Raw genomic sequence first — 13,520 nt, 5'->3', positions numbered from 1 at the left:
GTCCCTGCGTACGTACCATCGCCCGCAGCGGTCCGGCCAGAGCGGTGAGGCCGGGGCTTCACGTGCTCCGTTCGGTTCTCGTACGACCGACTCGTACGACCGACTCGTACGACCGACTCGTACGACCGACTTGGACGAATGCCCAAAAGCATGCGACCGGACATGAGGCCGCCGTCGCTGGGGATGGGCGGATACATGGGAGACCCGGTCGCCGAGGGGAGTGACCGATCATGATGCCGAGGGCTCCGGCTGGCGGCGTGGCGCCGTGATCGTCACGGTGGTTCTCGGCCTCGCGGCCGCGGCCCTCCTCGGCCTGGGCTGGGTCGCCCAGCAGCACGTCGCGTACACCGAACCGCTGGGTGAGATGCTGCACGTGCGCCTGCTGCTCGATCTGGCACGCAAGCCGGTGTGGCTGGCCGGGATCGCCACGATGATCGGCGGGCAGGTCCTCGGGGCGCTGGCCCTGCGGCGCGCCGACGTCGCCTCCGTGGAGCCGCTCCTGGCGACCAACCTCATCTTCGCCCTCGCCGCGGCGGCCCTGTTCTACCAGGAGCGCCTGGGCGCGACGGAGTGGCTGGGGGCGGTGCTGGTCAGCGGCGGCGTCGCCGCCTTCCTCGTGGCCGGCCGTCCCCACGGCGGGGGGATGCCGGCGTCGGGCTCCGTGGTGTGGCTCGCCGTGCTGGTCGTGGCGGGGGTGGCCGCCGGCATGGTCGCCGTGGCGCTGCGGGCGCCCCTGCAGACCAAGGCGATGCTGCTCGCCGCGGCGGCGGGGGCCTTGTACGGCCTCCAGGACGCGCTGACCCGCGGGTCCCTGCTGACGCTGGCGTATGGACCGGCGGCGCTGTTCACCTCCTGGGAGCCGTACCTGCTGCCCGTGATCGCGGCGACCGGCATCCTGCTCAACCAGAGCGCCTTCGACGCCGCGCCGCTGCGGATCTCGCTGCCCGCCACCACCGCGACCGAGCCGATCGTCGGCATCGTCCTGGGAGTCGCGATCTTCGGCGAGCGCCTGCGTGTCGATCCGCCGGCCCTCGCGGGGGAGGTCGGCGGCCTGGTTGCGCTCGTGGCGGGCATCGTCATCCTGGGCCGCTCGCCGTTCCTGGCCAAGTCGGAGCAGGCGCAGCACGCCCCTCCCGGCCCGAATGATCCGTGAAAGGTACACGGCGCCCGGGTCGCCGGTCCGGCTCCGGCAGGCGGCCCCCGGGTCGGATGAACGGGCAGGTCACGACCGATGCCACGACGCCCGGGCCGGAACGGGCCACCCGCGTCCGGAATCCCGACTTCCACTGTCAGGGTTGCCGACTCGGCCACGTCAGCTACGATCGCAGCAACCTTCGGGAGCGCTCCCCATCTGGCCCGGAACCCCCCACCGGAAGATGGAGATCCACCAGTGCACACCCATTCACGCCCCCGTGTCCGCCGCTGGGCGCTACGCCTCACGGCCCTGCTGACCGCGTCGGTCGCCTGCCTGGTCACCTGGGCGGGCGCCGCCTCCGCCCACGGCTCGGTCGTGGACCCGGCGTCCCGCAACTACGGCTGCTGGCAGCGCTGGGGCAGCGACTTCCAGAACCCGGCCATGGCCCAGCAGGACCCGATGTGCTGGCAGGCGTGGCAGGCCGACACCACCGCCATGTGGAACTGGAACGGCCTCTACCGCATGTATCTCGGCGGCAACTTCCAGGCCGCGATCCCGAACGGCCAGCTGTGCAGCGGCGGCCACGCGGAGAACGGCCGGTACAACGCCATGGACGTCCCCGGGGCGTGGAAGGCGACCGACATCCGCAACAACTTCACGATCAAGCTGTGGGACCAGGCCGGCCACGGCGCCGACTACCTGCTGGTCTACGTCACCAAGCAGGGCTTCGACCCGACCCGGCAGGCGGTCGGCTGGAACGACCTGCAGTTGCTCACCAAGACCGGCAAGTACGCCCCCGGGCAGTACTACTCGGTCAACCTCAGCACGTCGGGCCGCAGTGGCCGGGCCGTGGTCTACACGATCTGGCAGGCCTCGCACATGGACCAGACGTTCTTCTTCTGCAGCGACGTGAACTTCACGGGCTGACGACCACGAAAGGAGGGCCCCGCCGGACGACGTCCGGCGGGGCCCGCGCGTACGGCTATCGCGTACGGATCACCGGGCGGGCGCGCCGTGCGCCTCGCCGGCGGTGGCCGCGGTGGTGCGCGCGGCGGCCGCGGTGGTGCGGACGTCCGGACCCGGCAGATCCCGGCTGAAGGCGTAGACGGCCGCGGCGGTGGCGATCGCGCCGGTGTTCAGCGCGAGCGCCCTGTCGTTGATGTTGGCGATCGTGTCGCAGGCCTGGTGGTAGCAGGAGTCGTACGCCTCGCCGGCGGTGCCGCCGAACATCGCCTGCTCCTCGGGCGTCTTGACGCCCTCGGCGCCGGTGAACGTCCCGCCGGCCGGGATCCCGGCGTCGATGAACGGCCCGTAGTCCGACCGTCCGTCGAAGTCGGTGCCGTTGTGGCTCTGACGGAGGGTGTCGAAGTACTTCTCGAAGAGCTTCTCGATCTCGTCGGAGCCCGCCGGGCCGGGACCGGCACCGGTGGCGTCGGAGTCGTCACCGTCGTAGATCTTCAAGGCGTAGTTCGGGGAGGCGACCATGTCGAAGTTCAGGTACAGCTTGATCTTCGCCAGGTCGGCGGGGGACAGGCTCGCGACGTAGTGCTCGGAGCCGAGCAGGCCCAGCTCCTCCGCGCTCCAGAAGGAGAAGCGCAGCTTGTTCCTGGTCGGGATCTTGCCGAGCGCGGTGGCGACCTCCAGGATCGCGGCGCTGCCGGAGCCGTTGTCGTTGATGCCGGGCCCCGCCAGCACGCTGTCCAGGTGCGCCCCGAGCTGCACCACCTTGTTCGGGTCGCCCCACCGCGAGTCGGCGATGACGTTGTGGGTCTTACGGATCTCGCTGGTGGTGTCCGTCTTCACCCGTACGGACGTCCCGGCGGCGGACAGTTCCTGGCCGACCGCGAAGCTCACGCCTACGGCGGGGATGTGCACGGTGGGCTCGCCCAGCGTGCCCTGCAGGGTCTCGGTGCGCCCCGGCTGGCCCTCGTTCATGATGATCACCGCGGACGCGCCCGCGGCCTGGGCGTTCTCGGCCTTCACCTGGAAGGTGCAGGTGCCGCGCTGCACCAGCGCGACGGCGCCCGCCGGGAAGCCGGCGAAGTCGGCGGCCTCGCAGCCGGAGGTCGACGTGCTGGGCGTGGGGCCGGGGGGAAGCACGAGGTCGACGTTCCGGACGGCCGCCGTGACGTCTCCCGACCCCGAGTAGGTCATCGTGGCGAAGTCGCCGACGCTGCTGCCGTCCGGCGGGGTGGCCGCGTACGTCTTGGGGGAGGGCGCGGTCCGCTGCAGGACCGCGGTGGAGTTCTCCTTGAAGAACGGGAAGTCGAACTCCTGCAGGGTCACCGTGTAGCCGGCCTTCTTCAGCACCCCGGCGACGTAGTCGCGGGAGGCCGCGAAACCGGGAGTGCCGGCGGCGCGGGTGCCGCCGTTGGCGTTCGCGATGTCCTGCAGCTTGCGCAGGTGCTTCTTCACCGCCGACGCGACCACCGTCTGCGCGATGGCGGCGGGGTCGGGGTCGGCGTTCGCCGGTGCGGCCGGCAGGAGGGGAAGCACGAGGGCGGACGCCGCGGTGGCGACGGCGGCCCGCATGCCGAGCGAGGCGCGCATTGGGCTCTCCTTCGGGTCCAATGACGGTCCGAACGGTCCAGCGATGAGGCCCCCGATGGACACTGATCGGGAACCTAACCGGGTTTGACCGATCCGGGAAGGCCGTGTTTTCTGGCCTGCCGGGGTATTGCGCGGGCACGCCTCGCCCTACGCCGAGCCGTACGAGGGCTCAGCGGTCGGTCGCCCAGTCGAGCAACGTCTCGGCGGTGTCCCAGCGGCGGCTGGCGACGTCCTCGCCGAGGATGATCCCGATCAGCCGGCGGCCGTCCCGGTCGGCCGCGAACGCCAGGCAGAACCCGGCGGCGTTCGTGGAGCCGGTCTTCACGCCGATCGCGCCCGGCAGGCCGAGCATGTGGTTGGTGTTGTACCAGTCGTACCGGCCGTCCTCGGTCGAGTGATGACCGGTCGAGGTGACCTTCTTGAAGACCGGGTTCCGCAGCGCGATCTCCGCGAGCCTGGCCTGGTCGCGTGCCGTGGAGTAGCCGTCGCCGTGGGACGTCGGGAGTCCGTCGGCGTTGACGTACAGGGTGTCGTTCAATCCGAGTTCGCGTGCGGTGGCGTTCATCTTGTCCACGAAACCGGGCACGCCGGGGCCGTACACGCGGGCCAGGGCGTGCGCCGCGTCCGCGCCCGAGGGAAGCAGCAGGGCGTACAGCAGTTCGCGGACCGGCAGGGTGTCGCCGGGCTCGAGGTCGGCCGTCGAGCCGTCGTTGTCCCAGGCGTACTCGACGTCCTGCCGCTTGATCGTGACCTCGTCGTCGAGGTTCGCCTCCCGCAGGACGATGTACGCAGTCATGATCTTGGTCAGGCTGGCGACCGGCATGCGCTCACCGGCGTGCTTGTCCAGCAGGTCCTGCCCGGTCGTGGCATCCCACAGATAGACGGCCCGACCATGCACGTGCGGCGCCGCGTACGCGTGCGCGGAAAGGTGCTGCGCCAGGCCGGGAGAGGCCAGGGCGGGAGAGGCGAGAACCGGCGACGCCACCCCCGTGACCAGGGCAAAGGCGGCCATGGAGACACCAAGAGAAAGTTTCCGAGCGAACATGCGAATCAGCGTGCCATGACTATTCGGGCCTTTTGGACGAAACTTCGCAAAATATAAGCAAAGCGCCCAGCCTTATGTGACCAAAGAGGTTTGCTGTGGCTTGTCGGGTAATCGGGCACGACCTACTCCGGCTCCGCCGCCGGTTCCGCTGACCGGGATCGCGCTCCGCCGGGCGCGGGGCGGGAGGCACCATGACGCCGACACCCCGACACGAGAACGGAAGAGCGCATGGGAACTCCGGTCATCGTCGATGCCGCGCGGACGCCGTTCGGGCGCCGGGGCGGATGGCTTTCCGGGCTGCACGCGGCCGAGTTGCTCGGCGCGGCGCAGCGCGGGGCGCTGGAGCGGCTCGGTCTCGCCCCGGACCTGGTCGAGCAGGTGATCGGCGGCTGCGTCACCCAGGCGGGGGAGCAGTCCGGCAGCGTCACCCGTACGGCCTGGCTGCACGCGGGCCTGCCGGAGGAGACCGGAGTCACCACGATCGACAGCCAGTGCGGGTCGGCCCAGCAGGCGGTGCACCTGATCGCCGCGCAGATCGCGGCGGGCGTGATCGACGCCGGCATGGCCTGCGGCATCGAGGTCATGTCGCGGGTGCCGCTCGGGGCCAACATCGGCGACGGAGTCGGCCGGCCCCGGCCGGACTCCTGGGACCGCGACATGCCCGCCCAGTACGTGGCCGCCGACCGGATCGCCCGCCGCCGGGGCTTCACCCGTGAGGGGCTCGACGCCTTCGGGCTCCGCTCCCAGGAGCGGGCCGCGCGGGCGTGGGCGGAGGGCAGGTTCGACGGGCAGATCATCCCGGTGACCGCGCTCACTGATCTGGCCGGCGACGACGGGCCCGCGACCGTCACCAGGGACCAGGGGCTGCGCGAGACCAGCATGGACGCGCTGGCCGGTCTCAAGCCGATCCTGGACGGCGGCCTGCACACCGCGGGCACCGCCTCGCAGATCTCCGACGGTGCGAGCGCGGCCGTGCTGATGGACGAGGAGCGGGCTCGTGAGCTCGGGATGCGCCCGCGCGCCCGGATCGTGGCCCAGTGCCTGGTCGGCGCGGAGCCCGAGTTCCTGCTCGACGGCCCGGTCAAGGCCGCGGAGAAGCTGCTCGCCCGCACCGGCATGAAGATCGCCGACATCGATCTCTTCGAGGTCAACGAGGCGTTCGCCTCGGTCCCCATGTCGTTCGCGCAGGTCCACGGCGTCGATCCGGACCGGCTCAACGTCAACGGCGGCGCGATCGCGATCGGTCACCCCGTCGGAGCGACCGGCATCCGCCTGATCGCCGCCGCGATCGGCGAGCTGGAGCGGCGTGACCAGGAGACGGCGATGGTCGCCATCTGCGCCGGCGGCGCGCTGGCCACCGGCGCGATCATCCAGCGGGTCTGACCGGGCGCCCCCGGCATGCCGCCACGGCACGCAGAGTGGCAGGCCGGAAATCCCTCGTAAATGATCCTCGAAGCCATTCGGTCAGCCATTCGGCGAGAGTCATGTTCTGCGGCGTCAGCGCGGAGCGGTCCAGTCCGATATCCGCCTGATCCGGCCGCGGATGAGGACCCATCGGGTCCCATATCCACATCGGGCCCGCGGGATCGCGGCAATCCACGAGCGACCAGATCGCGGTCCCCCAACGGCACAGCCAGACGAAGCCGGGAGGGACGCGAGGATTCCGCCCGGCAGTCCATACCCTATGGCAGGAAACGATCTCGTACGTTCGATAGACGTCCGGCGTGGGAACCCCCTGTATGCCCCGGCCCGGGCCCACGCCTCCGTTGGCCACCTCCAGGTACAGCCGGCGGAGCAACGGAGGCAGGGAAAGCCCCATCGCCCGTTCCGCCTCGGCGACCGCCGCCGAGGACGCGGGCGGAGGCAGGCAGGGCAGCGTGGACATGGCCGCGATGATCTCGTCGTCCGTCAGGCACTCGGGCGGGGTGTATTCCAGCTCGCCGGGACACACGTCGAACGATGCCCGGCGTTCGGCGACGGAGAAGAGACCCGAGGTCTGAAACGCGTTCTCCAGGTTCCCGTTGAGTGACTCCGTGAGCCATTCGGCCAGGGTCATGTTCTGAGGAGCGAACAGGGGTTCATCGGGAAACGCTTCGTCACCGACGTTCGGATCCCATAACCACATCGGCCCGGCCGGATCCCGCGAATCCATGACGGACCAGATCCCGCACCCCCAGTCGAACAACCAGAGCATGCCGGGGAACTCGTCGCGTGAATCCCCATACCCGTCGATGATGTGGGCCACTTCGAAATGGTGCTCGTATTCGCTTCCGGCCACCCCCAGCACCCCGTCGCGCGGGCCGAAGCCTCCATTCGCGGCTTCGAGGTACAGACGGCGGAGCAACGGAGGCAGCGGGTGCCCGATGACCTGTTCCACCTCGTCGACCGCCTCCCGCGATGCGGGAGGGAGAAGACCGGGGATCGCGCGGATGGCCTCGACGAGCTCGTCCTCGGTCATGTGGGCCATCCGCCTGTCCCTCCTGGCGCTTCGCCGGATACTCCTCTCCCCATGATCCCGTACGGACGGGCGGATCAGGCGCCGAGTACGGCGGGGGCGAGGCGGGCCCGGTGCCAGGCGGCGTCGCCGAACAGCTTCGCCGCCGAGTGGGCCCGCTTGAAGTACAGATGCGCCTCGTGCTCCCAGGTGAAGCCGATGCCGCCGTGCAGCTGGATGGTCTCGGCCGCCACCGTGGAGAACGCCTCGGCGCAGTACGCCTGCGCCGTCGCGGCCCGCACCGGCAGGTCGGCGGCGTCCCCGGCGAGCGCGCGGGCCGCGTCGTAACTGACCGACCTGGCCGACTCGACCAGCACGTACAGGTCGGCCAGGCGGTGCTTGACCGCCTGGAACGAGCCGATCGGGCGGCCGAACTGCTGCCTGGTCTTCACGTACTCCAGCGTCGTCTCCAGACAGCGGGACGCTCCGCCGAGCTGCTCCGCGCTCAGCGCGGTCGCGGCAACGGAGAGCAGGCGCTCCAGCACGCCGTGCCCGTCGGCGGTCAGGAGCCGGGCCGGGGCGCCGTCGAAGACCACGCGCGCCTGCGGCCGGGTCCGATCCAGCGTGACCAGCGGCTCGACCCGGACGCCCGGCACCCCCGCGTCGACGGCGTACAGGCCGAGACCGCCCTCGGGTACGGCGGCGGGCACGACGAACAGGTCGGCGCGCGCGCCGTCGAGCACATGCTCCTTGACGCCCGTGAGCCGTCCGTCCGCCACCCGGGCGCGGATCGCCGCCGCATCCCACGTCCCGCCCTCGGCCCAGGCCAGCGCGCCGACGCGGGTGCCGTCGGCGATCCCGGGCAGGTCGGCGGTCGCGCCGCACGCCAGCAGCGCGTCGGCGGTGAGGACGGCCGAGCCCAGGTAGGGCACCGCGGCGAGCGCGCGGCCCAGCTCCTCGCACACCACATGGGTCTCGGCGTACGAGAAGCCCGCCCCGCCGTGCGCCTCGGGGACGGCCAGGCCGAAGGCCCCCACCTGGCCGGCGAGCAGCCGCCAGACGGTCTCGTCGTACTCCGGCGTCGCGTCGGGCGCCGGGCGTGCCGGGGGATTGCGCTCGAGCAGGGCGCGGACGGTGCGCCGCAGCTCCTCCTGCTCCTCGGTGGTGAACATAGCAGTCATTCTAACAACTGTTTGGTAGAGTGTCAGGCGTGAACAGGAGCGAGACGTTCAGGGCGCAGGTGCGGGCCTGGCTGGAGGACAACCTGTCGGGCGAGTTCGCCGGCGCCCGGGGGCTGGGCGGGCCCGGCCGCGAGCACGAGGCGTTCGACGTACGGCTGGCCTGGGAGCGGCACATGGCCGAGGCCGGCTGGACCTGTCTGGGCTGGCCCGAGCAGTATGGCGGGCGGGGCGCGAGCGTCGAGGAGCAGGTCGTCTTCCACGAGGAGTACGCGCTGGCCGGCGCGCCCGCCCGGGTCGGCCACATCGGCGAGAACCTGCTCGGCCCGACGATCATCGCGTTCGGCACCGGCGAGCAGCGCGCCCGTTTCCTGCCGCCGATCGTGGCCGCGCGGGAGCTGTGGTGCCAGGGCTACTCCGAGCCGAACGCCGGCTCCGACCTGGCCGGCGTGCAGACCCGTGCCGAGCTGGACGGCGACCGCTGGCGAATCACCGGGCAGAAGGTGTGGACCTCCCTGGCCATGGAGGCCGACTGGTGCTTCGTGGTCTGCCGCACCGAGCCGGGCTCGGCGCGCCACAACGGCCTGTCCTACCTGCTCGTGCCCATGCGGCAGGACGGGGTGGAGATCCGGCCCATCGTCCAGATGACCGGGACGAGCGAGTTCAACGAGGTGTTCTTCGACGGCGCGGTGACCGACGCCGCCAACATCGTGGGCGCGCCCGGCGACGGCTGGAAGATCGCCCTGGCGACGCTCGGCTTCGAGCGCGGCGTGGCCACGCTCGGCCAGCAGGTGGGCTTCCGCCGCGAACTGGAGGCGATCATCGCGCTGGCCCGCAGGACGGGCGCCGTCGACGACCCCCTGCTGCGCGACCGGCTCGTGCGCTCCTGGATCGGCCTGGAGACCATGCGGCTCAACGCCGTCCGCACGATGGCCGGCATCGCGGCGGGGGCGCCCGGCCCCGAGTCGTCCATATCGAAGCTGGTGTGGGGCGTGTGGCACCGTGAGCTCGGCGAGCTGGCCATGGACGTGCTCGGCGCGGCCGGCATGATCGCCGACAGGCCGCCGTACGACCTGAGCGACGAGCAGCGGCTCTACCTGTTCTCCCGGTCCGACACCATCTACGCGGGTTCCAACGAGATCCAGCGCACCATCATCGGCGAGCGCGTGCTGGGCCTGCCCCGCGAACCCCGGTAGCGGATACGTATTCCTGCCGATGCGCCGGACGGGCCGCGGTCTCTACCGTCGAGGGCGCCGACGAGACCCTGAGGTGAGCCATGCGCATGCCGGGCGTGATCCTGACCGCGTTCCTGTCCGCCCTCCTGACGACCTCATCCCTCACCGTCACCTCCGCGGCCGCCACGGCCGCCGAGGCCGTGACCAAACCCCCGCCGTCCGCCGTCGACGTCGTCTACCAGCGGGCCCACTTCGGCCCCGGCCTGCGGGAGGGCGTGAAGGCGGGCAACACCCTGTCCTTCGCCGCCCCTGTGGGCACGATCTCCTACACCGACGCGCTCGGCACCAAGACCTGGGAGTACGCCCGGTGGACCGGCCCCGAGCGGTCCATCGGGTTCGCCGCCACCGAGCTGGTGGCCTCCTGGAACGCCGACGTGCCCGCCGGGAGCTGGCTGCAGGTCGAGATGCGTGGCCGGCACGCATCCGGGCAGACGAAGTGGTACGTGCTCGGCCGCTGGGCGTACGGCGACGAGGACATCCGCCGCACGTCGCTGTCCGGGCAGCGGGACGCCGACGGCACCGTCTCGGTCGACACGTTCGTGGCCGCGGCGGGCAAGGCGATCACCTCCTACCAGCTGCGGGTCACGCTGTACCGCGCGCCGGGCTCGGCAGTGACGCCGGTCGTGCGCGCGCTCGGCGCGATGGCCTCCGCGGTGCCCGACCGGGCGACCGTCCCGGTCAGCCCCGGCGGCATCGCCTGGGGCGTCGAGCTGCCGGTGCCCCGCCGCTCGCAGAACGTCCACGAGGGCCACTACCCCGAGTGGGACGGCGGGGGAGAGGCGTGGTGCAGCCCGACGTCGACCACCATGGTCCTCGGCTACTGGGGCAAGTGGCCCAGCGAGCAGGACACCTCCTGGGTGGACCCCTCCGACCCCGACCCCGAGGTCGACTACGCCGCCCGGTACACCTACGACTACGCGTACGAGGGGGCGGGCAACTGGCCGTTCAACACGGCCTACGCGGGACGGTACGGCCTTGAGGGGTTCGTCACCCGGCTTCGCTCGCTGACCGAGATGGAACGGCTGATCCGGGCGGGCATCCCGGTCGTCACCTCCCAGTCGTTCAAGGCCGAGGAACTGCCCGGCGCCGGATACAGCACCAACGGCCACCTCATGGTCATCATCGGCTTCACCGCCAACGGTGACGTGATCGCCAACGACCCCGCCTCGCCGGACAACGACGCGGTGCGCCACGTCTACCCGCGGGCCAACTTCGAGAACGTCTGGCTGCGCAGCACCGGCAGCGGCGGGATCGTGTACGTCATCCACCCGAAGAACCGCCCCCTGCCCCCCACCACGCCGGGGCTGCCGGCCAACTGGTGAACCGGCCTCTCCCACAGCTCCCATAGCGGGAGGGCGGCGATGTCGCGCCGGGCCCGGGCGGTGTACGACCGCCCGGCCCGCCGTCCCCCCGGAGAGCGACAGGAGAGCGACAGGAGAGAGACGGGAGAGCGACGGGGGAGGGTGGCGCGGTTCCGGCGCCTATAGTTAGTCGGGTGACTGACTCGACGAGTGCCCGGGTGCGGGCCGCGAGTGCCAAGCGGCGGCGGCTCATGGCCGCCGCCGCGCAGGTGGTGCACCAGCAGGGCGCCGAGCGCACCACCATCGCCGACATCGCCCGCGCCGCCGACGTCCCCGTGGGCAACGTCTACTACTACTTCAAGACCAAGGACGAGCTCGTCGCCGCCGCGCTGGCCGAGCACGCCCGCCACCTCGGGGAGCTGACCGAACGGCTGGAGCGCCTGCCGGACCCCCGGGAGCGGCTCAAGGGCCTCGTGGAGACGTGGGTCGGCCAGCGTGACCTCGCGGCCCGGTACGGTTGCCCGACCGGCACGCTCGCGGCCGAGCTGGACAAACGTGACGAGGGCGGCCTGGACGCGGAGGCGGGCAAGGTCATCCGGCTGCTGCTCGACTGGGTCGAGCAACAGTTCCGCGAGCTCGGCCTGCCCGAGCCCGACGGCCTCGCCCTGACCCTGGTGGGCGCCTATCAGGGCATGTCGCTGCTGGCCAACGCCCTGCGCGACCCCCAGATCATGACGCGCGAGGGAGCCCGGCTGCTCGGCTGGCTCGACTCACTGGGCGCCTGAACCGGCCGTATCAAGCTCCTGAGCCGGCGTGGCGGTGCGCGAGCAGTGTGGTCAGCGCCGCGGTCCGCGCGTCGTCCCACCCGCCCGGCGGTGCGATCCGCGCCCACGCCGCGATCACCTCGCCGTCGTAGTCGTGGCCGTGCCCCGGCGGCGCGTCGAGGGAGAACACCAGGTCGGCGGTGATCTGCCAGAACGTCACGAACGGATACCACCGGATCCAGGGCAGCACGTCGTCGCCGTGCCGCTCCTCCAGCCAGTCGGGCCGGGTGAGGACGAGCCGGGGCGTCCACCACACGATCGGGTCGGAGGGATGCTGGAGGTAGACGACCCGCGGCGCGTTCCACGGTGACGCGGGAAAGTCCAGGTCCGAGGGGCGGTTGGCGAAGCGTACGGTCTCGCCGCCCCGGTAGACGGGCAGTGCCTCCCTGGTGCCCGGGTCGCGGCCGTCGACGAGCCGCCGCCACAGCGCGCTGCTGTCCGGCGGCCCCACGAACAGCGCGCCGTCGGTGCGCTCACGCAGGTCCCGGTCGCCGCCGAACGCCGACTCCGCGCCGAACGCGCCCAGACTCTCCCCGAAGACCAGCAGCTTGGGCCGGTGGCCGGCGGGCAGCGCCGACCAGCGGGCGTACACCTGGTCGAACAGCTCGCGTCCGGCCGTCCTGGCCCGCTCGCGGTCGACCAGGAACGACAGCCAGCTCGGCAGGTAGGAGTACTGCATGGAGACCAGCGCGGTGTCTCCGCCGTACATGAACTCCAGGGCGGTGGCCGCCTGCGGGTCCACCCAGCCGGTGCCGGTCGTGGTGATCACACAGAGCACCTTGCGGCCGAACGCGCCGGTCCGCTCCAGTTCCCGTACGGCCAGGGCGGCCCTTTCACGTGCGGTCGCGGCGGAGTCGAGCCCGGCGTAGACGCGGATCGGGGCGACGGCGGGCCGCCCGCCGAACCGGCTCAGCTCGCCGACGGCCGGCGCGTCCGCGACGAACGCGCGGCCCTCCAGGCCGAGGGACGCCCAGGAGACCAGGGAGGAGGGGCTGCCCGACAGCGTGACGGCCGCCGGCCGGGTGACGCCGGGGGCGGTCTCGGTGTTGATCGCGGCGAAGCTGCGGTCGGCCCCCTTGAGCAGGGCCTCGGTCAGGATCCCGTCGGTCAGGAAGACGGCCAGCACGCCCACCCCGAGCCCCGCGGCGAACTGTGCGGCCGTCGCGGGAAACCACCGCCCGAGCAGGCGGCCCAGCGCCCGCGCCGCGATCCGCAGCGTCCGGGCGACGGACAGCAGGGCCAGGAACAGGGCCGCCGCGACGAGCGGGACACCGAGGTAGCCGAGCCGCTCCGGCGGCTTCATCCCCATCAGCACGTAGATGTCCCGCTGTGCGCGCGCACCCATGACCAGCGAGGCGGCGCCGAGGCCGCAGCCGAACGTCGCGACCAGGCGCCGGACCCGCCGCCGTCCCGTACGGCGCCACGCCGCGCGCCACCGCTCCGCACGTGACCCGGCCGCCCGCCACCATCGGGCGGCCCCGGCCGCCGTCCGGCGGACGAGCGTGCCGGCGATCACCCCGACCAGATATCCGGTGGCGGTGAGCACGCCGGCGATGACCCCCTGCAGCGCCCAGGGGCGGGGCAGCAGCGACGGCGTGAGGGACAGGGAGAAGAAGGTCGTGGCGAGAACGACCCCGGCCGTGTCCAGCGGCGCATTGAGACGTAACCGCCGCCTTTCCCCCATCAGGCCCCCGATCCATGTCGCCGATCCCCGTGCCGTCCGATGGCCTATCGGAGCAGGCAGGCTATCAAGGTCACAAACAGATAACAGAGCGGGTGGGGGAAGCGTCCCGGTCATCGGGAGCGGTCCGATCCGGC

At 71.9% G+C, this 13,520-nt stretch carries 11 protein-coding genes; 6 read left to right on the top strand and 5 right to left on the bottom strand.

What is annotated here, in order from left to right; genetic code table 11:
• Positions 1 to 220: 220 nt before the first annotated feature.
• Positions 221 to 1,153 carry a DMT family transporter gene (locus ABZ857_RS08540; RefSeq protein WP_357039658.1) on the top strand — a complete coding sequence of 311 codons (933 nt, stop codon included), beginning with the start codon at positions 221 to 223 and terminating at the stop codon, positions 1,151 to 1,153.
• Positions 1,154 to 1,390: 237 nt separating this feature from the next.
• A complete protein-coding gene (locus ABZ857_RS08535; protein ID WP_357039655.1) occupies positions 1,391 to 2,062 on the top strand; it encodes a lytic polysaccharide monooxygenase auxiliary activity family 9 protein in 672 nt (223 codons plus the stop codon).
• A 69-nt stretch (positions 2,063 to 2,131) separates the two neighbouring features.
• On the opposite strand, the gene ABZ857_RS08530 is transcribed toward ABZ857_RS08535, so the two are convergent.
• Together ABZ857_RS08530 and ABZ857_RS08525 are read right to left on the bottom strand one after the other, a co-directional pair.
• Positions 2,132 to 3,685: a M28 family metallopeptidase gene (locus ABZ857_RS08530; protein WP_357039652.1), complete on the bottom strand. Its 1,554-nt coding sequence runs from the start codon at positions 3,683 to 3,685 to the stop codon at positions 2,132 to 2,134.
• Between the two features lie 169 nt (positions 3,686 to 3,854).
• Complete coding sequence (locus tag ABZ857_RS08525) at positions 3,855 to 4,697, bottom strand: D-alanyl-D-alanine carboxypeptidase family protein (protein ID WP_357039649.1); 843 nt, start codon at positions 4,695 to 4,697, stop codon at positions 3,855 to 3,857.
• Between the two features lie 261 nt (positions 4,698 to 4,958).
• Between ABZ857_RS08525 and ABZ857_RS08520 the strand changes: the two genes are divergently transcribed.
• Entirely contained in the window at positions 4,959 to 6,113 is a 1,155-nt protein-coding gene (locus tag ABZ857_RS08520; protein WP_357039646.1) for a steroid 3-ketoacyl-CoA thiolase, read from the top strand.
• Here ABZ857_RS08520 and ABZ857_RS08515 read toward each other — a convergent pair.
• Together ABZ857_RS08515 and ABZ857_RS08510 are read right to left on the bottom strand one after the other, a co-directional pair.
• Positions 6,097 to 7,188 (bottom strand): SMI1/KNR4 family protein, encoded by a 1,092-nt coding sequence (locus ABZ857_RS08515; protein ID WP_357039643.1) that lies wholly within the window; start codon positions 7,186 to 7,188, stop codon positions 6,097 to 6,099. The genes ABZ857_RS08520 and ABZ857_RS08515 overlap by 17 nt on opposite strands.
• 74 nt (positions 7,189 to 7,262) lie before the next feature.
• A complete protein-coding gene (locus ABZ857_RS08510) occupies positions 7,263 to 8,336 on the bottom strand; it encodes an acyl-CoA dehydrogenase family protein (protein ID WP_357039639.1) in 1,074 nt (357 codons plus the stop codon).
• Between the two features lie 38 nt (positions 8,337 to 8,374).
• On the opposite strand from ABZ857_RS08510, the gene ABZ857_RS08505 reads away from it, so the two are divergent.
• The 3 genes from ABZ857_RS08505 (at position 8,375) to ABZ857_RS08495 (ending at position 11,663) form a co-directional block, all read left to right on the top strand.
• Positions 8,375 to 9,538 carry an acyl-CoA dehydrogenase family protein gene (locus ABZ857_RS08505; RefSeq protein ID WP_357039636.1) on the top strand — a complete coding sequence of 388 codons (1,164 nt, stop codon included), beginning with the start codon at positions 8,375 to 8,377 and terminating at the stop codon, positions 9,536 to 9,538.
• A gap of 86 nt (positions 9,539 to 9,624) precedes the next feature.
• Positions 9,625 to 10,899 carry a C39 family peptidase gene (locus tag ABZ857_RS08500; protein WP_357039633.1) on the top strand — a complete coding sequence of 425 codons (1,275 nt, stop codon included), beginning with the start codon at positions 9,625 to 9,627 and terminating at the stop codon, positions 10,897 to 10,899.
• 173 nt (positions 10,900 to 11,072) lie between these two features.
• Positions 11,073 to 11,663 carry a TetR/AcrR family transcriptional regulator gene (locus tag ABZ857_RS08495; protein ID WP_357039630.1) on the top strand — a complete coding sequence of 197 codons (591 nt, stop codon included), beginning with the start codon at positions 11,073 to 11,075 and terminating at the stop codon, positions 11,661 to 11,663.
• A gap of 10 nt (positions 11,664 to 11,673) precedes the next feature.
• Here ABZ857_RS08495 and ABZ857_RS08490 read toward each other — a convergent pair whose 3' ends face one another.
• A complete protein-coding gene (locus tag ABZ857_RS08490; RefSeq protein WP_357039627.1) occupies positions 11,674 to 13,386 on the bottom strand; it encodes an alpha/beta hydrolase in 1,713 nt (570 codons plus the stop codon).
• Positions 13,387 to 13,520 lie beyond the last annotated feature (134 nt).

It is taken from the genome of Microbispora sp. NPDC046933, from assembly GCF_040644635.1.
Lineage (GTDB): Bacteria > Actinomycetota > Actinomycetes > Streptosporangiales > Streptosporangiaceae > Microbispora.
This window is presented reverse-complemented; position numbering and strand designations above follow the sequence as displayed.

Coding starts and splice junctions, on each gene's coding strand:
- ABZ857_RS08520 (WP_357039646.1), top strand. CDS start 4,959: ATGGGAACTCCGGTCATCGTCGATGCCGCGCGGACGCCGTTCGGGCGC.
- ABZ857_RS08515 (WP_357039643.1), bottom strand. CDS start 7,188: ATGACCGAGGACGAGCTCGTCGAGGCCATCCGCGCGATCCCCGGTCTT.
- ABZ857_RS08490 (WP_357039627.1), bottom strand. CDS start 13,386: ATGGGGGAAAGGCGGCGGTTACGTCTCAATGCGCCGCTGGACACGGCC.
- ABZ857_RS08510 (WP_357039639.1), bottom strand. CDS start 8,336: ATGTTCACCACCGAGGAGCAGGAGGAGCTGCGGCGCACCGTCCGCGCC.
- ABZ857_RS08500 (WP_357039633.1), top strand. CDS start 9,625: ATGCCGGGCGTGATCCTGACCGCGTTCCTGTCCGCCCTCCTGACGACC.
- ABZ857_RS08525 (WP_357039649.1), bottom strand. CDS start 4,697: ATGGCCGCCTTTGCCCTGGTCACGGGGGTGGCGTCGCCGGTTCTCGCC.
- ABZ857_RS08530 (WP_357039652.1), bottom strand. CDS start 3,685: ATGCGCGCCTCGCTCGGCATGCGGGCCGCCGTCGCCACCGCGGCGTCC.